Origin of the sequence: Tabrizicola fusiformis, assembly GCF_013328815.1 — a bacterium.
Classification (GTDB): domain Bacteria; phylum Pseudomonadota; class Alphaproteobacteria; order Rhodobacterales; family Rhodobacteraceae; genus Fuscibacter.
In genome coordinates this window covers 1-19,754 of sequence record NZ_JABUHN010000020.1, presented here as the reverse complement: position 1 = coordinate 19,754, position 19,754 = coordinate 1, and the positions used below count along the sequence as shown (strand labels likewise).

The window sequence follows — 19,754 nt, the reverse complement described above, 5'->3', positions numbered from 1 at the left end:
CTGTCTCCTGTCTCTCTGGTGGGGTTGGGACCGCTCGCATGCGTCCTCTGTGATGGGCTGATCTGGCCGAAGAGCAGCGCTATGCGCTTCGACCGCTTTGACGCAACAGCGTTGTCCCAACTTTCTTCCCCTGTCGGCGATGCCGCCATTCCGCGCGGAGCAAGAAAGTTCCTCCTGTGCTGTCGGGCCCCCTGCGGGGGTGCGTCATCGGTCGTCTCCGGCCCTTCGATCGCCATCGAGGCCGCACTGGAGCGGGCCCGAACACGAGAGAATGGAGACAGACAATGGCGACCATCGGCACCTTCAAGAAGACCGGCAACGAATACACCGGCGAGATCGTCACCCTGAGCGTGCAGGCCAAGGGCGTGCGCATCATCCCCGATCTGCGGGCCTCGGGCGAGAACGCCCCCTCGCACCGGATCCTGGTCGGCCGCGCGGAGATCGGTGCCGCCTGGACGAAACGCTCGAACGAGGGGCGTGAGTATCTGGGCCTGAAGCTGGACGATCCGAGCTTCGCGCATCCGATCTACGCCAACCTCTTCGCTGACGAGGATGGCGAGGCGTACAGCTTGATCTGGTCGCGGCCCAACAGCCGCCGGGGGGACTGACCCCCCCACCAGGGCCCCGGTCGAAAAGACCGGGGCCTGATGTGCGCAAATTCGGAACCGGGCCGGTTGCGGCATCCCGTCTTTGCATCCGGGATTGCGTTTGCGCATCTCGTGAGAGGTGCAAATCCCGACTGCGATGGGGTTACGGTTGAATGAACCGGCTATACTGACCTCCGGTACGCAGCGTCAGGGTAACTGGCGCATCGCTCCGGTTTCGCCAGAACCAGCCATGATTTCCGGTAAAGTTTGCTGTAAGTTCGCCCACCTCACCTGAGATGCCCCGCCCCTGTGCATAGGTCACATTCTGTCCTCCACCATCGCCATGGGTGTCGTGATTCAAAACGCCACCGTTTGCTGACCACTCGAACCTGGCAATCTGTCCTCCCGTCATTGCCAGTTTGATTTCGATTCCTTCCCCTGGTGCAAGAACTACCGAAAGGTCGTCCCGCCATGTTCCGTCGTTTGCAGATGGGGGCATCTCATCAGTGGCCACAGCATTTGGTGCCGATGCCCCGGCGGGATCGACTACCGGAGCGACTTGCGGTGGAGTTAATGGCGCTGAAATCAGCAGTGCTGCTATGTCGCTCAACTGGGCGTCAATTGCGTCCAGGCGCGCTGCAATTTGCGGGTTGGTTGCCGCTGCAGCTTCATCGGCAGCTGCTTCTGCCGCGAGTTGCCCCTTGATTTCGCCCATCTCCTTCAGGCCAAGAGCGCGACCCACCCCTGTAAAATCTATCCCGAATTCTGCAGGCAGCACGAAGAGGACCAGGATCACAGCGGCGCCGGCCCCTGCCTTCAACGTTGAACGGATCAATCCCCTGCCAGAAATACCGGATGGCAGGTCAGTTGATGGCTGATCGGATTTCCGGCCATTGCTGTGACGTGGTTCCGCGCGCAGGCCGCCGGTTTGCGGGATCGGCGGGGCCTCATGTATGTTGAAACGGTTCATGTTCTTCCCCTATGCCACAAAAAATCCGGTAATCTGATAGCCCATGAGAACAAAGCCGGCGGTCATCATCAGTATATTGGCTGTGTAGGCCTGCCGGCCGAAGGCGCGGGTCGCGCGCCAGTGGTTCATGAACAGCAGGATCGCCAGCAGGGCAATGATCTGTCCGATCTCGACCCCGACATTGAATGCCAGAAGATTGGGGACCAGACCGTCCCGGGCAATATTGTAGTCAAGGACTTTTGACGCCAGGCCGAAGCCATGCATGAAGCCGAACAGCAGTGTGGCTGCTTTGGTATTTGGTTGGAACCCGAACCAGAGCGGGAAGGCCCCCAGATTGTCGAGAGCCTTGTAGACGACGGAAAAGCCGATGAGGGCGTCGATGATGTAGCCGTTGATGCCAATGCCGAAATAGACCCCGGCGAGCATCGTGGTCGAGTGACCTATGGCGAACAGGCTGACATAGCCCGCGATTTGCTTCGCTCCGTGGAGGAAGAAGATCACCCCGAACAGAAACAGGAGGTGATCGTATCCTGTGACCATGTGTTTGGCCCCGAGATACATGAACGGGAGTATTTTTACTCCGTATATTTCAGATATATAGCCCTGATCCCCTAATGTGACGCCATGCGCCAGCACAGTTTGGGTGAGAGCCAGAAGTCCGGCCACAGCCAGAGCGAGCACAGGCCAAAGCCTGGCCCCCATGCTCCTGGTGGCCGACTTCCTGCCGAAGTCGAGTTTCATTGAGTGGTCCTTTGTATCCGAATTTCCCGAAAGCGCGGATGATGCGCGGTTTCATTCAGATACGCGGAGGTCGTCGTAGCCCCTCTTGCCTGTCAGGCCCTGCCGTTCGTTCTGTCAGCGCGACTGGAGCACGATCTCTGAAGCTCTCGCTTGCGACAGGCGGCGGCACCAGCGCGGAAAGCTGATGTTCGTGATCTGTGGCGTCGTGGCCACCGGCCTTATCGGAAGCGATATGGGAATGTCCGTGGGCCAGGGTTTCGGCTGATGCCGCGCCAACGGCTGGGCCGTGCGTCAAAGAAACAATGATCGGAGCCAGTGCAAAGCACAGCAGTGTCGCAATCACGATCCATCTGGCCATGATTGCGCGCATGCCTGAGCTCTGTGACTTTCCTGGCGTCATCGATCCGGTTCATTCGACACTTGCTATATCCCCCCGGGGGGGATACGCATTGTGATATGACAGAACCGCACCGCCATGCAACCCATCCTGACCTCATCAAGAGGTTGAAACGTGCCGAAGGGCATATGCGGCACGTCATCGCCATGATCGAGGGAGGCGAGCCGTGTCTGGACATCGCGCGCCAACTGACTGCGGTCGAGAGCGCGGTGACTGCCGCTAAGCGGATGCTGATCCATGACCATATTGATCACTGTCTGGACCACGATGCGGGTGAGGTCCTGGCTGAAATGAAAGCGCTCACCAAACTTCTCTAGAGGATCGCAGATGCTCGGCATCCTGAAGAACCGCACCTATCGGCATCTGTTCACAGCGCAGGTGATTGCGCTGGTCGGAACGGGGTTGATGACGGTGGCTCTCGGTTTGCTTGCCTATGAGATGGCGGGGGCAAATGCCGGTGCGGTGTTGGGCACTGCATTGGCCATCAAGATGATCGCATACGTCGGGGTTGCCCCCGTCGCTCAGGCGCTGTCCGACCGTTTGCCTCGCCGATCCCTGATGGTCGCGCTCGATCTGGTCCGAGCCGCCGTGGCGATCTGTCTGCCGTTCGTTACGGAAATTTGGCAGATTTACCTGCTGATTTTCGCGCTACAAGCGGCCTCTGCCGGGTTTACCCCGACCTTTCAGGCTGCCATTCCTGACATCCTCCCTGAAGAGGAAGACTATACTCGCGCATTGTCGCTTTCGCGGTTGGCCTATGATCTGGAAAGCCTTGTTTCTCCCGTTTTGGCCGCAGCTCTTTTGACAATTATCAGCTTTCACAGCTTGTTTGCCGGGACGGTTATTGGCTTTCTCGTATCTGCGGCGCTGGTCGTTAGTGTTAGGATTCCGACCCCCGACCCCGGCCCGCGCCGCAGGATCTGGGACAAGACAACGCGTGGCCTCAGGCTTTACCTGGCGACGCCGCGCCTTCGTGGCTTGTTGGCGATCAATCTGGCGGTTGCTGCGGCCGGTGCCATGGTCATCGTGAACACTGTGGTGATCGTGAAATCCGGCTTCGGCCTGACTGAATCAGAGGTTGCCTTTGCGCTTGCCGCCTTTGGTGGAGGCTCGATGATCGCGGCGTTTGCGCTGCCGCCGTTACTTGATCGGATCGCCGATCGCCCGGTTATGATAGCCGGGGCGGCGGTCGTGGTGGCGGGTACGGCTTTGGGAGCGGTGGTTCAGTCTTATCCCGTTCTGCTTGCGCTCTGGCTGTTGATCGGCTTTGGCTACAGCGCGGCGCAGACGCCCTCGGGCCGTCTGCTGCGGCGTTCCTCTCACGCCCAGGACCGACCCGCGATTTTCGCGGCACAATTCGCGCTGTCTCATGCGTGCTGGCTGATAACCTACCCGCTTGCCGGCCGCTTCGGAGCGGCGTTTGGCCTGCAGTCGACCTCTATTGTCCTGTCTTTGATTGGACTCGGGGGCGTTCTGCTGGCGCTACGTCTATGGCCGGCCGGTGATCCATCCGATCTCGTGCATGAACATCCCGAACTGCCCGAGAATCATCCGCATCTGTGTGACCATGGCGTAACTGGTCAACATCGGCACGACCTGATTATCGATGATTTGCACCGTCGCTGGGCAAGCACATAAGCATCTAGGACAAAGGTCTGAGCGGCAGGCTCGCCTCCTGGCCCTGTCAGGCAGGGGTCGGGAGTAACCGCTTCTTCGCATCTGCTGCCTGTGCCTTGGCCGAAAGGCCGGTGGCTTCGGCTTTATTGTACCAGTCGATGCCCGAGTGCGGCAACATCTCGTCAGGCGTTCACATCATCCTCGAACTGCCGCAGGCGGGTGATGATGGTCGATTGGGCAATCGACAGGGCCCGCACCTAGTAACGCAAGTGCGGCTTCGATCACGGCTGGTATGACGCCGCCGATGAGGATTTCCAGCGCATCGCAGAAATCCTCGGTCTTGACCTCAGGACCCGGCCCACCCGCCTCATGGGCGGCGGCACACGTCATGACCCCTGCATCTGGTTCAGTGGTTTCTGGTCGCAAGGCGACGGGGCTTGCTTCGAAGCATACCTTTCTTACCGGAAGGGCGCGCCTTGCCGGATCAGGGAGTACGCGCCGCAAGGCGCGGAACTGCACCGCATCGCCGATGCGCTGCAGACGGCCCAGCGATGCAATTTCTACCAATTGCGCGCCGATGTCCGCCATCGAAGCCACTATAACCACGAGTACGGCATGGCGATCTCGGTGGCGCGGTACAGCGCATCGCATCAGGATATGACGGCCGACGCAGAAGAAGCGGTGATCGAGGCACTGCACGATCTGGCCCGTTGGCTCTACCACCAGTTGGAGCGCGAATACGACTATCTGTCCTCGGGTGAGACCATCGCTGCTAACGACTGCACCTTCACCGAGACCGGCCGCCGCTTCGGGTGATCGCCGGCATCCTGGTGACACTTGCAACTGGCGCGGTACTCGTCGAGGGGATGAGTTCCTGCGCAATCTTCTACGCAGGAGGTCGGGATCTGGCCTGAAATGTTGGTCGCGGGCAACGAAACGGTCAAGGGGCTTCGGAACCAGATCGCATGGCGGTTGCCTGTGAGCGAGGCTCAAGGATGAGAGGCCCCAGGGTACGAATATCAATTCACGTGAGGCGCTCGTGCGTGGCGATCATGGGCTCTCGCCCATGCCACTGGCGTCGCTCGGGCTGGAACGGCACCAGTATATCGAGGCAACCGGTGAGCCGCAGGCCGAGGCATATGAGGATTATTATGCTGAAAGCAGCCATCTCGCACACGATGACATCGACGCTGTGATTGGCGGATGGCACGAATTATGGGCGGGTGATGATTTCTACCTTCCTCTGGAAATGCGGCTGGCCTTGCTCACACTACGGGACGCAGAGCCTTGGTATGAACTGATGCGTTCAGCAGGGCTCGGTACCTGGAGGGTGCGGGAGCATATCACCTGAGCATGGTCCGCATCATGCAGATCACATATCATGCAAGGGCTCAGCGAAAGCTTGTTGCCGAGCAAGCAGGAGTATAGCAGCGATGAACCGCTTGTTTGAGCATGTTGCCGAAAAAGCCGAACGCGTGATCGATGACCCGGACGCGCGGTGCCAATATTGTGAGCGAGCGGATGTGCCTGTCTTCGGCTATCCGGGCGTGATCGTCGATCCGTCACGCGCGGCCAACCCCGAACTCGCCACCACCGACCCCGAAGTGTTCGAGCTTTGCGCAGACTGCATCAACAGCAGCGCGGTCGAACGGAACGACGACTTCGAGGCTAGTCGGCTCATCGCCCATTTCGCAACCGATCCGAAGGCAGCCTTGGCCGCCTACCACCGTCTCCCCGATATCCCGCTCTTCCTCCAGCGCTTTGATTGGCCGATATGCTGCGGCACATGGTGCGTGTTCACTGGTTCACCAACCGATCATGCCGCATTGGTGGCGGTACAGAGTTCCCTCCGATACTGGCAACAGGGACCGGCCCTAAGAGGGCGCGACTTCGCGAGCGAAGGAGAGCCGGAATTGATGACGGAGATCTCCTGCTTTCGCTGCGATACCTGCGGTGAGCGCTACTACACCGATCAATTCACCTAACACGACTTTGCCAGAAGTGAAGCGGGTTCGCCGCAGTTTTCGCAGAGGCCCCCGGCTTCGGATTTGATCAATGATGCCCTTGAACTGCCCCGGGTGTTGAATGGATGCCTGACACGGCCGCCGCCAGAACATCGTGCCAGATGCTGTGCCGGAGGGCGCAGCATAGCTGTACTCCAGTTCTATTGCGTGATCGCCGTCCTATTCCTTCAGAAAATTCAGCCCATCGATGACCAGAAGTTCGTCGGAACCGATATCGGGGGCGAAGATGCTCAGCATCTGGATGGTGCCGTCATCTCCTTCAAGCGTCAGGGTATTGTCCTCGAGGCCGTAGCGACCCCGTTCGGCGGGCCGGTCGCCCGAGACGGTTGCACCGCCGGTCTCGGATGTCGTGGTTGCGCCGAACCAGCCTTCGCGACTGAATGTGCCGTCGGGCCGCAGCGTCAGACTGCGCTGGCTCGCCATGCTGGTCGAGGATCCGATCCCATTGCCGCTGGCGGCCCAAAGATGGGTCCATGTGCCGTTCAGGGTCGTTCCGGCGGGAAAGGGCGGCACGCGGAAATGGGTCTCTCCGTCGATCAGCAGATCATCTCCGTCCGGGGCGAAGGGCAGAACCTCTTCCTCGAGAAGACCATAGGCATTGGCGACGCTGCGCAGGGTGATGCGATCACCCGCCACGGAATAGAGACCACAGGGAAGTGGGTCATCGACGCAATATTCCGACACCGTGCGCCCGCCGGTGGGCAGTTCCGTGCTGAATCTGCCGCGGCGGTCAAAGACGAGGATCTCGCTTTCCGACACGAAATCCATGCCGCCGAAGACATTGATCTGAAGACCGGAACTGAGATGGGTGTAGACGCCCTCCAGCCCGCCATCGCCCGGTGCCGGGATCAGAGCAAAACCCTCATCGCCGGGGTTCAGCTTCAGCGACCGCACCAGCCCCGAGAAATCTGCTTCGGCCGCCTCGCGGTTGATGCCGCGCAGGCCGCCAGTCACCAGCATCAGAAACATCTGTCGCCGGTCATCATGGATACCGACCAGTGTCTGGGCAAAGCTGACCCCATCGCGGCGGGTGCAGCAGCGCGCATCAACGCGGATGCCCTGGCCAGAGGTTGTGACGCCTTGCTCGGCAGTATCGGGGTCTTCCGTTGCAAGGTCAGGCAGGCCGCTGCGGACCACGGTCAGAAAGTTCGTGTCGAAAGCTACCCCGGCCTCATTGAACGGGCCAAGGATGACAATGGTCGCCATGCCCGAACCGCGCTCATCCGCGGCCTCGGGAAAGCTGCGGGTCAATTGCCGGGTTGTGCCATCGGCCGAAAGATCCCAGCCCGCAGGCAAATTCAGGCTGGCACCGTCAATCCGGATCTCCTCGGCCAGGGCGGGGCTGCCGAGAAGACAGAGCCAGAGACACAGGTGCCGCATGGCTCGAGCGATCATTTCGAAACACGTTCCAGCGTCAGAAGCGCCTGGTCGAACCACCAGAGTTCCATGACGCCCGGCGCAGTTGACAGATAGACCGTCCCCGGTCCCCAGGCCTGTCCATCGCCGCACAGCACGGCCAATGCTCCGGGTGCGACATGGATCGGGTCGGGCGTCTCGGCCGCGGGCAGGATGATCGGCCCGGGGCAATCCTCAAGCGCAGTATTTGCCGGCACTGATCCGTTCGGTCGCCAGATCATGGACTCGTCTGTGATGGACAGAACCACCCCCATATAGCTGGGATCGTCTTCGACAATCGCGGTGATCCTTTGCGAAGGATCCTGCAACCGGACGGCGGTGACCTCCCAATCGCCAAGGGGCAGGTTGCCTTGGGCGAGTGCCGTTGCGGTCGATGCGATCAATGCGCAGGCGGTCAGGGGCAGAAGATGTTTCATGCTTTTTCCTCTCAGCGCATCAGCACGCTGTCTTGCGTGGCCTTGTCATAGGAAAGACCGAAGGCTTGGAGTGCGCCTGATTGCAGCCGGATACCGTCATGGATTGTCGCCGCGTCAAACAGCCATTGATAAAGGCGGCCCTGGTCATGCGGCGGCTCGGTTTGCAGTGCGGTGGCGAGGGTCAGAAACCCGGCCTCGCGTTCGGACGCCTGCGCAAGCGCCGCGCCGACTTCGCCGATGAATGTGCCCGCCGCATCGGCCAGCGGATACCACAACCCGCCATCCCGGCTCTCCGATACAGCAAGTGCGGTCAGGGGCGAAGCCTGCGGGTCGCCGCCCCTCAGCACGAGATATGCCTGTCTGCCGAGAGTGTCGGCTCTATCTGCGGCAACCATAGCAATCGTATAGGCCTTGAGTGCTGCGCCGCCGCTCTGGTCCAGCGCGTCGATCATCTGAGCGGGATCGCGGTTGATCGCAGCCTGCAACGCGTCGAGCAGCCTGTCGCGCTCGGCCGGGCGCTGGCCCTCGAGATGAGCAGCCAACTGCGAGAAGACCTGCGGCGTGATTGCCGCCGTGTCGGGGATGGCCGGCATAGAGGGGGCAGGGCTGCGCCATAAGGAGGCCACCAACAGGGCAAGCACAAGAGCGCCGAAGCCGATGACGAGGCGGCGGTATGGCAGCATGACCGGATCCCTTCAGTGCCTCGACCTGCATGAGGTCTGCAAGGCACAGAGGTAAGACATTCCACGCTGAAAAGGCATCCTCACGCAGGCCCTCAGGCCTATTGCGGCGATACTCCGCCGCATCGCGGGTCGAGGCGAGTGGCGCCGCAACGAGACGCCAGGGTCGGGCTATCGTTGCGGCTCTGACAGCAATGCCAGCAATGCAGGATTGATATAGAGGTTCTCGCGCCCGATCTTGACCTCTTCCAGAAGCCCTTCAGAAACCATCGCCTTGAGATAGACGGCGGCTGTCTGGCGTTTGGCGACGCCGGAATCGACCAGATCGCTGATCCGGCAATAGGGGTTCACGAAGATCAGTTCGACCAGTTCCCGTGAATAGATCTTCGGCTGACTCTGGCGCAGCTGTGCCGCCGTCTGTTCCAGAAGGTCACGGATCGCCCTGATCCTGCCGGTTGTCCATTCCGCCGTTGTGCGGACCGCCTCCAGCATGAACAGCAGCCATTGTTCCCAGGCACCCTGTGTGGTGACCTCAAGGAGATACCGATAATAGCTGGCCTTGTTCTGGATGATGTGACGGCTGAGGTACAGCACCGGGATATCCAGCAGCCCCTTGTCGACCAGATAGAGCAGGTTCAGTACGCGCCCGGTCCGACCGTTGCCGTCGATGAAGGGATGGATCGCCTCGAACTGATAGTGCATCACGGCCAGGCGGATCAGCGGATCGATCTCCTCGGCCTCGTGGATATAGCGTTCCCAGTTGGCGAGCTTGGCGCGCAGCAGGTCTTCGCCTTCGGGCGGGGTGTAGATCACGGCGCCGGTGGTGTCGTTCATCAGGGCGGTGCCGGGTGTATTGCGGATGTCGAGCGCAACTCCCTTGATCGTGCGGCAGACTTCGACCGCGATGGCTGACGAGAGCGGGCGCTGCTCCAGCATGCCGAACCCCCGGTGTAAGGCCGTGCGATAACGCAACGCCTCCTTGGTCGCAGGGTCGGCCTGTCCGCCGGTATCATTGGCAAAGCGGAACAGGCGGTCGGTGGTCGTGACGATATTCTCGATCTCCGAACTCGCCTGCGCTTCAAGCAGCGGGATTGAGTTGATGAGCACGGCCTGATTGGGGATGATCTGGCCGGAGACTCGCAGTTCAGCCAATGCCGCGCGCGCCGCGATACAGGCTTTCAGGACCGCTTTGGTCTCGATGTCCTGCTTTGGTGGAAGCGCAGGGAGGTCATTGAAGGGACGGTCGGGATGGAAGGCCATGTCGATCACCTGAGTTCTGATCGACATACAAAGCTGATGTGTCGATGCTATCGACAGGTATGGATATCGTGTCGATTTATTCCACTTCTATCGACGCATCGTGGATTTTGCAAGTCGCGAGATCGTGCCCGGATACCCGCTCGCTGCCGTATCGACGCATGGTGCTGTCGGAGCAAGCGCCCCTCAGTTTACCCGCAGGTTACGACGGGCAGTCTCACGCGCGAGGATCTCACGGGCCGGATGGCTCGCGATTGGCACCGAAAGATCCGTCGAGATCTCACCCGCAGCGATCAGCGCATGATAGCGGTTGCAACAGACCCGCAGGAACGAGGTGAAATTGCCGAGGTCGTGATCGGCATCCATCGCCTCATGCCAGAGCCGAGTGATGAGTTGCGCGACAGTCATCCCGTCGCGCGCCCCGATTTCGGTCAGGGTGTCCCAGAAATGGTTCTCGATCCGGATCGAGGTGGCGACCCCGTCGATGCGCAAGCTGTGGGTGCGGCTTTGCCACTGTTCGGCATCGGCCTTGATGAAGAGTTCGCACATCGCGGGGCCTCCCTTCTCGCCCAAGTCAGAGGATCGTCATGAACTGTTTCAGCCAGGCGGGATGCGCAGGCCAGGCGGGCGCTGTCACCAGATTGCCATCGGTGACGGCTTCTGTCACCGCAATATCGGCGAAGGTGCCGCCTGATGCGGTGACTTCATAGGCGCAGGCCGGATAGGCCGAACAGGTGCGGCCCTCGAGAACTCCGGCGGCGGCCAGAAGTTGTGCGCCGTGGCAGATCGCCGCGACGGGTTTGTTCGCTTCGAAGAAATGCCGGACCTTGGCCAGAACCTCCGGGTTCAGCCGCAGATATTCCGGCGCACGGCCACCGGGCACCACCAACGCATCATAGCTTGCAGCATCTGCGCCGTCGAAATCGGCGTTCAGCGCGAAATTGTGGCCGGGCTTCTCGGAATAGGTCTGATCGCCCTCGAAATCATGGATCGCGGTCTTGACCGTGTCGCCCGCCTTTTTGCCCGGGCAAACCGCATCGACGCTGTGGCCGCAGGCCAGCAACGTCTGGAACGGGACCATTGTTTCATAGTCTTCGGTGAAATCGCCGGTGATCATCAGGATCTTCGCCATCTCGCATCCTCCCTTTGCTGACGGTGCTGGGAGGATAGGGCAGGGGGCGGTGCCGCGGGTGTTAGCGGAATACTACAGCCGCCCCGCCACAGATGCGGCGGGGCGATATGCGGATATCAGCCCTTCTGCGGGGCGAAGGGTGCCCGATACTGAGACTGCCGTTCCAGCATCCAGCCGGGATATTCGGGCGGCAGTTTCGTCACCGCGTCGAGTGCGGCCAGGTCCTCGGTGGATAGGGCGACTTCGGTCGAACGGATATTGTCCTGCAACTGCTCGATCCGTTTGGCGCCGACGATCACGCTGGTCACCACAGGCTGGTGCAGCAACCAGGCGAGGGCCACCTGCGCCACTGAGACGCCCTTGGCAGAGGCGATCTCACGCATCAGCGAAATCGCCGCATCGCCCCGATCCAGATCAACGGGCGGAAAGTTGAAGCTCGCCCGGCGACCGTCATTTGCGGTGGTGCCGGTGCTGTATTTGCCCGACAGGAAGCCGCCGGCCAGCGGGCTCCAGACCATCAGCCCGAGGCCTTCGGCGCGCAGCATAGGTGCGATCTCGCGCTCCAGGTCGCGGCCGACCAGCGTGTAATAGGCCTGAAGCGACAGGATCGGTGCCAGCTTGCGGGCCTCGGCAATGCCGATGGCCTTGACGATCTGCCAGGCCGCCCAGTTCGACAGGCCGATATATCGGACATGGCCCTGCCGGATGAGCGTGTCGAGTGCTTCCAGCGTCTCGGCAATCGGCGTCACCGGGTCGAAGCCGTGGATCTGGTAGAGGTCGATATGGTCCATCTGCAACCGCGACAGGCTGGCCTTGGCCTGCGTCATGATATGCGCGCGCGAGGCGCCCCGGGCATTCGGGCCATCGCCCATCGGGCCGAGCACCTTGGTCGCGATCACCACATCGTCGCGCGGGATGCCGAGATTGCGGATCGCCTGACCCAGGATCCGCTCGCTCGCGCCGCCCGCATAGACATTGGCGGTGTCGATGAAATTGATACCGGCATCAATGGCCGCCTTGACCAGCCCGTCTGCCTCCTCCTGCTGCAACTGGCCGATCTGGCCCCACATGCCGTCCGACCCGCCAAACGTCATGGTGCCGAGGCAGAGTTCCGAGACCAGAAGGCCGCTTGGGCCGAGAGTGCGATACCGCATAGGTGTTCCTTTCGCGTCGCGATGGTGACCGAAGGCGCAACGCCGCCGGTTCACCGCGAAGATAGGGCAGCCCTCCTCAGCGCAGCGACGCGGATCCTCGCATATCCTTGCACGATCCTCTCATTCGCGTGGAATTCGGGGTGCGACTTGCAGATCCGAGGGCTAGATTGCGGGACATGGACACCTATGACATCTCGCCGCTCAAGGACCTGATCGCCCGCCAGTGGCGAGCGCATGGCCGGGAAACCCCGATTGATGGGCTTCTGCTGACCTCGGTCACGGCACCGACCGGCCCGATCCATGCGGTCTATCGCCCCTCGCTCTGTGTTGTGGTGCAGGGGGCCAAGACCAGCATGCTCGGTGATCGTGCCTATCGCTATGACGAAGGGAAATGCCTGATCGCGTCGATGGAAGTGCCGATCCGGGCCGAGATCACCCGCGCGACGCCGGACCGCCCCTATCTGGCCTTCAGCCTTGCCCTCGATCCCGGAACGATCTCCGACCTGCTGCTGGAGTTGGGGGGAGCAGACGAGACGCCGGCCAGGGCAGCGCTGGCGGTTCATGCCTTTGAGCTGGAGCTTGTCGACCCTCTCTGCCGCCTGCTGGCGCTCTGCGACCGGCCGCGCGACACTGCGATCCTTGCGCCCATGATCCGACGGGAGATCACCTGGCTCTTGCTGAACGGATCGATGGGACCGGCGCTGCGCCAGATCGGCCTTGCCGGCAGTCATATGGCGCGGATCGGTCGTGCCATCGCCTGCATCCGCGAGGGCTTTGCGGATCAGTTGAACGTGCGGCAACTGGCCGATGTCGCGGGAATGAGCCCCGCAACATTCCACCGGCACTTCAAAGCCGTGACGGCGATGACGCCGGTGCAGTATCAGAAGCAGTTGCGCCTTCAGGAGGCGCGCCGGCTGCTGCTGTCCGACGGCACGGATGTGGCGCGGGTGGGCTATGCCATCGGCTATGAAAGCCCGTCGCAGTTCAGTCGCGAGTATCGCCGCCTGTTTGGATCGCCACCTGGGCGGGATGGGCAAGAGATCCGGCGAAGCCTCACGCCGCAGGTCGATGTGTAAGGCGTTCTTTAGGCTTTGGGGGCGAATCCGGCCCCGGCCTTTCGAGCGAGACCTGTCGAGTACTCCTCGCACACGTCCTGCGCTGGCGGGCAGTGACCAGATCAGGCCTGATCTCGCTCCGGCTATGTCCATCGTGGTTCTGAAGGCCAGCGGCCCGCATTGATCGCGCATCAGGCCCACTGTCTCTTGCCGGTTGAGCGTTACGGCGGTCTGTGCCGCTCTCCGCGCGGCCGATCAGGTATGGTGTGATATGGCGCGTACCGAAGCCGCAGATCGGTCAGGCATGGGCGCAACCATGCCTTTTCGCAGTTGGATTGGCCATCGCCTGTGGTCGCCTGTCGGGTCCTCCCGACGGTTCCTTCAGGGGCGCCGCTGTCTCCTGTCTCTCTGGTGATGTTGGGACCGCTCGCATGTGTCCTCTGTGATGGGCTGATCTGGCCGAAGAGCAGCGCTATGCGCTTCGACCGCTTTGACGCAACAGCGTCGTCCCAACTTTCTTCCCCTGTCGGCGATGCCGCCATTCCGCGCGGAGCAAGAAAGTTCCTCCTGTGCTGTCGGGCCCCCTGCGGGGGTGCGTCATCGGTCGTCTCCGGCCTTTCGATCGCCATCGAGGCCGCACTGGAGCGGACCCGAACACAAGAGAATGGAGACAGACAATGGCGACCATCGGCACCTTCAAGAAGACCGGCAACGACTACACCGGCGAAATCGTCACCCTGAGCGTGCAAGCCAAGGGCGTGCGCATCGTCCCCGACCTGCGGGCCAATGGCGAGAACGCGCCCTCGCACCGGATCCTGGTCGGCCGCGCGGAGATCGGTGCCGCCTGGACGAAACGCTCGAACGAAGGGCGCGAGTATCTGGGCCTGAAGCTGGACGATCCGAGCTTCTCGCATCCGATCTTCGCCAACCTCTTCGATGACGAGGACGGCGAGAGCTACAGCTTGATCTGGTCGCGGCCCAACAGCCGCCGGGGGGACTGACCCCCCAACTAGGGCCCCGGCCAAAAGGCCGGGGCCCTGGCTTTACAGCACAGCGGGCCAGTGACGTTGCGACCCATTCATCGGTCATTGCCATCGTTGCTGACCGTATTTCGATCACGTTCGTGACCGTATCTGTCTTTCTCCCATACGTTGCGTCATAATACGCGTATGCAGCCCGATGACCGCATATGCCGCGCAGCACTTTTCCCGCTGCTGATCGGATCCAGAGCCCGCCATGTGCGCGGGTTGTCCCTGCACTGAAGCAACGGACAGCCCCAATCCTTTACGACATCAATGACCAGCCGCCCCTTGGGCGCTGAAGGGATACGCCATGACACTCTGGACCGAACTGGACCGCGCCATGATGGCGGCGGGGGACGACATCATTTTGCGACAACGCGGCGAGATCTATGAGATCCGCTTCAACGGCATCGAACTGATGTCGAACCTGACCTGGCGTTCCGAGGCCGTCCTTGCCGAGCGCAGCATCCGGCGGCATGGCGATGCCGAAGCCTCAGTCCTGATTGGCGGCCTGGGCATGGGCTTTACTCTGCGCGCTGCGCTGGATCTGCTGGGGCTAGAGGCCCGCGTGACCGTCTGCGAACTCATTCCGGCGATTGGCGCGTGGAATGCGGGGCCTCTGGCGCATCTGGCGGGCAACCCCTTGGACGATCCACGCACAGATCTGCGCATCATGGATGTGATGGACCTGCTGCAGGTCAGCCCCGCTGCATTTGATGTTATCCTGATGGATACCGACAACGGGCCGGATTTCACCGTACGGGCGGACAACACTCGGCTCTATGCGCAAACGGGGCTCGCAGCCGTGCGGCGTGCCCTGCGCCCCGGCGGGATCGCGGCGTTCTGGTCCGCCGAGATTTCCGATCCGTTCGAGGATCGTCTCGATGCGGATGGCTGGGACTGGAGCCGTGAGGATGTGCAATTGCCCGGCGGACGGGTTGACGCCTTCCACCACATCTATCTGGCCAAAGTGCCGGCGGTCGCGGCGCGTCCGGCCACTCCCCACCCGCTCAGGGAACCCGCGTTTCCATAGCCTCGGGGAGCACCATCAGCACGACACCCTCTGCGCGCAGGCGGGCGTCGATCCGGCTGAAGACCTCGTCTCGGCATGCTGCCTCCAGGTCATGCCGGGGCACCCAGTATTTTACCCGGAACGTGATGCCCTGCAGACCAAAGCGCGCAACCTGTATCTCGGGCTTCTTGCCCGGCAATATGGTCTCGGCCCCCTGCAAAGCGGCATCGATCTGGCTGCGGGCCTCAGCCACCGGCAGCGTCACGGGCAGGGTCAACTCGACATGATCGCGGTATTCCGGGCGCGGTGCGCTGAAATTGGTGATCTTCTGGCGCGAGATCTGGCTGTTGGGCAGGATGACATGTGTACTGTCACGGGTGATCAGCCGGGTGCTGCGCCAGCCGATCTCCTGCACCCGGCCCTGAGCCAACCCGTCGATGCTGACCCAGTCGCCGATGCGGAACGGTGCCTCCAACCCAAGTGCGAGGCCGGAAAATGTATCGGCCACGACATTGCGGATCGCAAAGCCGAGGACTGCCAGCACCAACCCCGATCCGGTCAGGATCCCTGACAGATCGTGACGGAAGAACAGCGACAGACTGGCCAGCGTCGCCACAGCAAAGAGCGCGACACGCAGCAGGTCTAACGCCACCTTGGGCACAGGCCGGACACCCTTCTTCCTGCGGGTCAGCCGCGCGGCGCTACCGGCATGGACAAGATATGCGCCAAGGAACAGCACGAGCGCCATGGCACTGTTTCGCGACAGCGACCACCAGCGCTCGCCTTCCGGAAGCAGGCGCAGTAGCGGCTCCCCGAACATAGCGAACAGCGCCAGTGCTGCAGTCAATGCGACAAGTCTCAGCGAAGGGATCGGTGCCTCTGCCTTTGTCATTCCGTATCCCCCGCCCGATGAGGTCTTGCGGCTTCGAGCCGTGAGGGCCGGATCGGTCGCGGGCGCTTTATTTGGGTCGATGCCCCCGCGAAGGGGATCAGGCAGATCGGACAACGATGGGCGGCGGCACGGGGCACATCCTCGCCGCAGGCGGGACAAACGGGAGGCAACAGGGCGCGATACATGGTGGGAACCTTCAGGCTGGGTCTGGAACGGGAGAAGAACCCCGGCCTCGCCGTCCGCCATCAGGTCGGGCTATCGAAGCCGGGGTGATCCATGCGCCTGTTCGGTGCGCATATTCGTTAAGTTGAAGCCGGAGCGGCTCATCGACATACCTCTGGTCGGGGGGTGACGGGCCTTCTGCCCGTAAAGCCTATATGGGACTTTTTGAAATTATTTCAATGCCTTGATCTATTAGTGCTTTTGCCAGATCGGCAGGTGGAATGCCTGGGCGCCCGGGGAAGAGGCTGCTGCGTATGAGCCATGCCAGGGATCGCCAGTTGGAAGCTTCACCTCCATCATATTCAACAGCAAAGTGGGATGGCCCCCAGCAGGCCCGAAACATCGACTCCCTGATCAGCGTGGTGTCAGGACTGGCGGCTGCTGCGGCATCCTGTGACGGGATCTGGCTCCTGTCCGATGCAATGCCCCATTCCCGCTTCCATTCGCTAACCTTGGTCTGATCCGCCTCTTAGAAATCAACCCGCAAGGGGTCGGCTTGACGCTTTGCGTGCCGCCCTCGGGGATTCGGAAAGAGTCCGAACGCCCGAGGGTGATTGCAGATCCGGTCAGACACTTCGGGCGCCTGTCGAGCGGGGGATGGTCCCTCGTCTCCAAAGACAGGAGCCAGTCCCATGTCCAAGAAAGATGCCACCGCTTTCGCCGCCAGCCTCGCCACCACGCTGATGGTCTCGATCGTCGTGTTTCAGGCTGGCGATGGCAGCCATGCCGCCATGCCCGCTGATGAATACGATGGCGATGAGAGCCTCATCACCCTCGAAATCGACCCCTGGCAGTGAGGCGCGAGAAGCGCCTCACCCCTTCCGGGTGCGCAGACAGCACTGCGCACCCGGAGACCGGTCGCACGGCCTTGCGTGCCGTCCGGCAACGGAGCCGGATTGGATCCGGCGGAGGAGAGGTCGAGGAGGGATCCGGGACGGGCGAGCCTTCCGGTTCCAGAGAGAGCGCCGGTCGGCTTCGCCCTTCCCTTCGCTCTCAGGAGAAACCCCATGACCCATGATCTAGCCGTAAAGTCCGAGATCAGCCTGACCGCCACCATGGCGCGTTTCGAGGCCGCGCAGATGGAGCATCAGACGCTTAGCACCACCGCGGTGGCGCAAAACAAGGAGACCCTGTTTGCGGCCATGCGGGCTGCGGGCATCACCGAGATCATCGTGACCTTCGACGGTGGCGGTGACAGCGGACAAATCGAAGACATCGACGCCAGGCAGGGCGATGTCGTGGTGCCGATTCCGGAAGGGGAGATTGCGCTTGCCCGCGTCAGTTGGGGTATCAGCGAGATCGCAACCAGCACCATGTCACTGGCCGAGGCGGTCGAGACCCTCGCCTATGATCTCCTGTCAGACAGCCATGGCGGTTGGGAGAACTGCGATGGCGCCTTCGGAGAGTTCCACTTCGACGCTGCGGCCGGAACGATCCTGCTCGATTACAACGAGCGGTTCACCAGCAGCGAACTCTACAGCCACCGATTCTGAGGGAGGGCACCATGGCACATCCTTATCATCATGCGCTGTCCTCGGTGAAGAAATGGGGCGGCGCGGTCGAAGATTACCTGCCGGTTCACAACTGGTTCGATGCCTCGAAGGAAATCCTGGCGGACTTCCGGCATCGCGCCCTGCGCCATCATGCGGAGGGCATATTCATGGCAGAGACGATCTTCGGCCCGACGATCACACTCTCGTCCGGGCGGGTTATCCCGACCCGGTGGGTCGGTGAGCAGCATGTCCGCGAGGATCTGCGGCATATCCCGAGTTTCGCCGACTGGGCTCGGGCGATCCAGCCCGCACCCTGGATGGGGCGGACGGTGCAGATCAAGGCGGAGGTGGAGCCAGCCCTTCCAGCCTCCGGTTCTAAGACGGACCCCATTTACGATGTTCTCGGGGTCTCGGCTGATGCGGGCAGGTTCACTGTGCTGCGTGCTGCCGCCCGGGCCATGCACCCTTCGATCCGACGGGATTCATCTTTGCGCCTCTCGCGACGCCGGTTCTATCGCCAGATGCTGGCAGCCCATGCGGCAGCAGGCGCCGGGAATAGTCAGGAGGCGGAGATTGGTCCCGACTGAGGGGTGAGGCAGAGGTCGGGTGGTTCAGCCGTGACGGGTTCAGGGCTGGAGAGAGAGGCTTTCCGGCGCCCGTCATGGAGTGCTCCCGATGACCTTTGCCCGCCCCGACAGCTTCCGTTCCATTGGCCAGATCGTTACGACCAAGGTACTGCCTGCGCTCCGGCAGGCGCAAAAGATGCCGCTGCGCATCTCCTGCCTTGGGCAGGCCAGCCATGATGATGGTGACGATGCCCAAAGTTTTGACCGGGTGATCCTGCTCGAAGAAACTTCGTCGCCCCAGGAGGCGATGCAGTTTGCAGCCCTGCACCTGTCGAGCGGCGACATCTGCACAGCGCCTGACGGCTTCCGGCAGTTCAACCCGCGCCTCATGCTGATCCAGGACCATGAGCACGGCCTGGTCCTCTCCGGCGAAATCCGCGCCGGTCTCATCCTCTGGCAGCCGCCAGTCGCTTCAGATTCCGAGGCCCGCCAGATCGTGACCGAGGCCAGCCGGTTGCGCGGCATGGCGTTCCGCGCCTCGGACCCGGTGGAGGCTTGCGTCCTGCGCCACCGCGCTGCGGTGCTGGAGGCGCGGCTGGTCGATCCTGCCTGGCGCGAGATTGCCGCCGATCTGCTGCGCCTGCCGCAGGCCGCCTGAGCATCACCCTGTTTCCCATCCCCCCGGCCCGGTCCAGCACCGGGCCTTATACTGTCTGGAGATCACCATGGCCGACTATTTCACCCATTTTTCCTGCTTGCTCGACATAGGCTCTTCCGAGAATGCTGTCCGCGCGCTGGAACTCTACACCGCGCTTTCCGACGAGAACGCGGCTGAGGACCCGCCTGCCAACGGGTTTCTGCTTTCGATCCAGCCGGAGCAGGGCGGCACCTGGCTCTGGATCCACGATGGCGGCAATGGCGACGCCGAGCACGTCCTCAAATTCGTGCTGCGCTGTGCGAAAGAGTTCGGCCTGACCGGTCTGTGGGGGATGCAATACGCCTTATGCCGAATTCGGCATAAGGCATATTATGCCGGGATCAGGATTATGCCGCATGGCCAGTGCCCACGCTTTAGAGCGTTGGCCTTGGCCATGCGGTCAT

General features: G+C 62.0%; 23 protein-coding genes and 1 pseudogene. 14 read left to right on the top strand and 10 right to left on the bottom strand.

Annotated features, from left to right (window positions below; genetic code table 11):
* Positions 1–284 precede the first annotated feature (284 nt).
* The gene (locus HS053_RS20045) at positions 285–608 is read left to right on the top strand and encodes a DUF736 domain-containing protein (protein WP_174213019.1); all 324 of its coding nucleotides are present in this window, start codon (positions 285–287) and stop codon (positions 606–608) included.
* Positions 609–750: 142 nt separating this feature from the next.
* Here HS053_RS20045 and HS053_RS20040 read toward each other — a convergent pair whose 3' ends face one another.
* Together HS053_RS20040 and HS053_RS20035 are read right to left on the bottom strand one after the other, a co-directional pair.
* The gene (locus tag HS053_RS20040; RefSeq protein WP_233093034.1) at positions 751–1,557 is read right to left on the bottom strand and encodes a hypothetical protein; all 807 of its coding nucleotides are present in this window, start codon (positions 1,555–1,557) and stop codon (positions 751–753) included.
* Between the two features lie 9 nt (positions 1,558–1,566).
* On the bottom strand, positions 1,567–2,298 hold the full coding sequence (locus HS053_RS20035) for a HupE/UreJ family protein (protein ID WP_370584896.1): 732 nt from the start codon (positions 2,296–2,298) through the stop codon (positions 1,567–1,569).
* A gap of 456 nt (positions 2,299–2,754) precedes the next feature.
* Here HS053_RS20035 and HS053_RS20030 point away from each other — a divergent pair, with 456 nt between their 5' ends.
* The 5 genes from HS053_RS20030 to HS053_RS20010 all read left to right on the top strand — a co-directional run bounded on the left by HS053_RS20030 (position 2,755) and on the right by HS053_RS20010 (position 6,297).
* Positions 2,755–3,012, top strand: a complete 258-nt coding sequence (locus HS053_RS20030) for a metal-sensing transcriptional repressor (protein WP_174213018.1) — start codon at positions 2,755–2,757, stop codon at positions 3,010–3,012.
* A gap of 10 nt (positions 3,013–3,022) precedes the next feature.
* A complete protein-coding gene (locus HS053_RS20025; RefSeq protein ID WP_174213017.1) occupies positions 3,023–4,333 on the top strand; it encodes an MFS transporter in 1,311 nt (436 codons plus the stop codon).
* A 300-nt stretch (positions 4,334–4,633) separates the two neighbouring features.
* Complete coding sequence (locus HS053_RS20020) at positions 4,634–5,128, top strand: antitoxin of toxin-antitoxin stability system (RefSeq protein ID WP_458358912.1); 495 nt, start codon at positions 4,634–4,636, stop codon at positions 5,126–5,128.
* A 250-nt stretch (positions 5,129–5,378) separates the two neighbouring features.
* The gene (locus HS053_RS20015; RefSeq protein ID WP_174213016.1) at positions 5,379–5,663 is read left to right on the top strand and encodes a hypothetical protein; all 285 of its coding nucleotides are present in this window, start codon (positions 5,379–5,381) and stop codon (positions 5,661–5,663) included.
* Between the two features lie 82 nt (positions 5,664–5,745).
* Positions 5,746–6,297, top strand: a complete 552-nt coding sequence (locus HS053_RS20010; RefSeq protein ID WP_174213015.1) for a hypothetical protein — start codon at positions 5,746–5,748, stop codon at positions 6,295–6,297.
* Between the two features lie 198 nt (positions 6,298–6,495).
* Here the strand turns inward: HS053_RS20010 and HS053_RS20005 are convergent, their stop codons facing one another.
* From HS053_RS20005 to HS053_RS19975, 7 genes are all read right to left on the bottom strand, one after another.
* A complete protein-coding gene (locus HS053_RS20005; RefSeq protein WP_174213014.1) occupies positions 6,496–7,716 on the bottom strand; it encodes a hypothetical protein in 1,221 nt (406 codons plus the stop codon).
* Between the two features lie 11 nt (positions 7,717–7,727).
* Positions 7,728–8,168 carry a hypothetical protein gene (locus HS053_RS20000; RefSeq protein ID WP_174213013.1) on the bottom strand — a complete coding sequence of 147 codons (441 nt, stop codon included), beginning with the start codon at positions 8,166–8,168 and terminating at the stop codon, positions 7,728–7,730.
* An 11-nt stretch (positions 8,169–8,179) separates the two neighbouring features.
* Positions 8,180–8,851 (bottom strand): hypothetical protein, encoded by a 672-nt coding sequence (locus HS053_RS19995; RefSeq protein ID WP_174213012.1) that lies wholly within the window; start codon positions 8,849–8,851, stop codon positions 8,180–8,182.
* A 168-nt stretch (positions 8,852–9,019) separates the two neighbouring features.
* Positions 9,020–10,135 carry a protein adenylyltransferase Fic gene (fic, locus tag HS053_RS19990; RefSeq protein WP_198838575.1) on the bottom strand — a complete coding sequence of 372 codons (1,116 nt, stop codon included), beginning with the start codon at positions 10,133–10,135 and terminating at the stop codon, positions 9,020–9,022.
* Positions 10,136–10,291: 156 nt separating this feature from the next.
* On the bottom strand, positions 10,292–10,654 hold the full coding sequence (locus HS053_RS19985) for a ribbon-helix-helix domain-containing protein (protein ID WP_174213011.1): 363 nt from the start codon (positions 10,652–10,654) through the stop codon (positions 10,292–10,294).
* A gap of 25 nt (positions 10,655–10,679) precedes the next feature.
* Positions 10,680–11,237, bottom strand: coding sequence for a DJ-1/PfpI family protein (locus HS053_RS19980; RefSeq protein WP_174213010.1), 558 nt, complete (start codon positions 11,235–11,237; stop codon positions 10,680–10,682).
* Between the two features lie 116 nt (positions 11,238–11,353).
* On the bottom strand, positions 11,354–12,391 hold the full coding sequence (locus HS053_RS19975) for an aldo/keto reductase (protein ID WP_174213009.1): 1,038 nt from the start codon (positions 12,389–12,391) through the stop codon (positions 11,354–11,356).
* A 176-nt stretch (positions 12,392–12,567) separates the two neighbouring features.
* Here HS053_RS19975 and HS053_RS19970 point away from each other — a divergent pair, with 176 nt between their 5' ends.
* The 3 genes from HS053_RS19970 to HS053_RS19960 all read left to right on the top strand — a co-directional run bounded on the left by HS053_RS19970 (position 12,568) and on the right by HS053_RS19960 (position 15,501).
* Complete coding sequence (locus tag HS053_RS19970; RefSeq protein WP_174213008.1) at positions 12,568–13,467, top strand: AraC family transcriptional regulator; 900 nt, start codon at positions 12,568–12,570, stop codon at positions 13,465–13,467.
* 656 nt (positions 13,468–14,123) lie between these two features.
* The gene (locus tag HS053_RS19965) at positions 14,124–14,447 is read left to right on the top strand and encodes a DUF736 domain-containing protein (RefSeq protein ID WP_174213007.1); all 324 of its coding nucleotides are present in this window, start codon (positions 14,124–14,126) and stop codon (positions 14,445–14,447) included.
* Positions 14,448–14,778: 331 nt separating this feature from the next.
* On the top strand, positions 14,779–15,501 hold the full coding sequence (locus tag HS053_RS19960) for a spermidine synthase family protein (protein WP_174213006.1): 723 nt from the start codon (positions 14,779–14,781) through the stop codon (positions 15,499–15,501).
* On the opposite strand, the gene HS053_RS19955 is transcribed toward HS053_RS19960, so the two are convergent.
* Positions 15,479–16,372 (bottom strand): mechanosensitive ion channel family protein, encoded by an 894-nt coding sequence (locus HS053_RS19955; RefSeq protein WP_174213005.1) that lies wholly within the window; start codon positions 16,370–16,372, stop codon positions 15,479–15,481. The genes HS053_RS19960 and HS053_RS19955 overlap by 23 nt on opposite strands.
* Before the next feature lie 854 nt (positions 16,373–17,226).
* Here HS053_RS19955 and HS053_RS19950 point away from each other — a divergent pair.
* The 5 genes and pseudogenes from HS053_RS19950 to HS053_RS19925 form a co-directional block, all read left to right on the top strand.
* A complete protein-coding gene (locus tag HS053_RS19950; protein ID WP_174213004.1) occupies positions 17,227–17,391 on the top strand; it encodes a hypothetical protein in 165 nt (54 codons plus the stop codon).
* 210 nt (positions 17,392–17,601) lie between these two features.
* Positions 17,602–18,087: a DUF6878 family protein gene (locus tag HS053_RS19945; RefSeq protein ID WP_174213003.1), complete on the top strand. Its 486-nt coding sequence runs from the start codon at positions 17,602–17,604 to the stop codon at positions 18,085–18,087.
* A gap of 11 nt (positions 18,088–18,098) precedes the next feature.
* A pseudogene (locus HS053_RS19940) lies at positions 18,099–18,449 on the top strand (DUF6915 family protein); the annotation flags it as partial.
* A gap of 313 nt (positions 18,450–18,762) precedes the next feature.
* Complete coding sequence (locus HS053_RS19930) at positions 18,763–19,311, top strand: hypothetical protein (protein ID WP_174213002.1); 549 nt, start codon at positions 18,763–18,765, stop codon at positions 19,309–19,311.
* Positions 19,312–19,378: 67 nt separating this feature from the next.
* The coding region (locus HS053_RS19925; protein ID WP_241699959.1) for a hypothetical protein at positions 19,379–19,754 on the top strand (376 nt) is incomplete at its 3' end.

Bases quoted from the DNA above. Each gene is read 5' to 3' on its own strand.
- HS053_RS20045 (WP_174213019.1), top strand. From the start codon at position 285: ATGGCGACCATCGGCACCTTCAAGAAGACCGGCAACGAATACACCGGC.
- HS053_RS20040 (WP_233093034.1), bottom strand. From the start codon at position 1,557: ATGAACCGTTTCAACATACATGAGGCCCCGCCGATCCCGCAAACCGGC.
- HS053_RS20035 (WP_370584896.1), bottom strand. From the start codon at position 2,298: ATGAAACTCGACTTCGGCAGGAAGTCGGCCACCAGGAGCATGGGGGCC.
- HS053_RS20030 (WP_174213018.1), top strand. From the start codon at position 2,755: ATGACAGAACCGCACCGCCATGCAACCCATCCTGACCTCATCAAGAGG.
- HS053_RS20025 (WP_174213017.1), top strand. From the start codon at position 3,023: ATGCTCGGCATCCTGAAGAACCGCACCTATCGGCATCTGTTCACAGCG.
- HS053_RS20015 (WP_174213016.1), top strand. From the start codon at position 5,379: ATGCCACTGGCGTCGCTCGGGCTGGAACGGCACCAGTATATCGAGGCA.
- HS053_RS20010 (WP_174213015.1), top strand. From the start codon at position 5,746: ATGAACCGCTTGTTTGAGCATGTTGCCGAAAAAGCCGAACGCGTGATC.
- HS053_RS20005 (WP_174213014.1), bottom strand. From the start codon at position 7,716: ATGCGGCACCTGTGTCTCTGGCTCTGTCTTCTCGGCAGCCCCGCCCTG.
- HS053_RS20000 (WP_174213013.1), bottom strand. From the start codon at position 8,168: ATGAAACATCTTCTGCCCCTGACCGCCTGCGCATTGATCGCATCGACC.
- HS053_RS19995 (WP_174213012.1), bottom strand. From the start codon at position 8,851: ATGCTGCCATACCGCCGCCTCGTCATCGGCTTCGGCGCTCTTGTGCTT.
- fic (WP_198838575.1), bottom strand. From the start codon at position 10,135: ATGTCGATCAGAACTCAGGTGATCGACATGGCCTTCCATCCCGACCGT.
- HS053_RS19985 (WP_174213011.1), bottom strand. From the start codon at position 10,654: ATGTGCGAACTCTTCATCAAGGCCGATGCCGAACAGTGGCAAAGCCGC.
- HS053_RS19980 (WP_174213010.1), bottom strand. From the start codon at position 11,237: ATGGCGAAGATCCTGATGATCACCGGCGATTTCACCGAAGACTATGAA.
- HS053_RS19975 (WP_174213009.1), bottom strand. From the start codon at position 12,391: ATGCGGTATCGCACTCTCGGCCCAAGCGGCCTTCTGGTCTCGGAACTC.
- HS053_RS19970 (WP_174213008.1), top strand. From the start codon at position 12,568: ATGGACACCTATGACATCTCGCCGCTCAAGGACCTGATCGCCCGCCAG.
- HS053_RS19965 (WP_174213007.1), top strand. From the start codon at position 14,124: ATGGCGACCATCGGCACCTTCAAGAAGACCGGCAACGACTACACCGGC.
- HS053_RS19960 (WP_174213006.1), top strand. From the start codon at position 14,779: ATGACACTCTGGACCGAACTGGACCGCGCCATGATGGCGGCGGGGGAC.
- HS053_RS19955 (WP_174213005.1), bottom strand. From the start codon at position 16,372: ATGACAAAGGCAGAGGCACCGATCCCTTCGCTGAGACTTGTCGCATTG.
- HS053_RS19950 (WP_174213004.1), top strand. From the start codon at position 17,227: ATGTCCAAGAAAGATGCCACCGCTTTCGCCGCCAGCCTCGCCACCACG.
- HS053_RS19945 (WP_174213003.1), top strand. From the start codon at position 17,602: ATGACCCATGATCTAGCCGTAAAGTCCGAGATCAGCCTGACCGCCACC.
- HS053_RS19930 (WP_174213002.1), top strand. From the start codon at position 18,763: ATGACCTTTGCCCGCCCCGACAGCTTCCGTTCCATTGGCCAGATCGTT.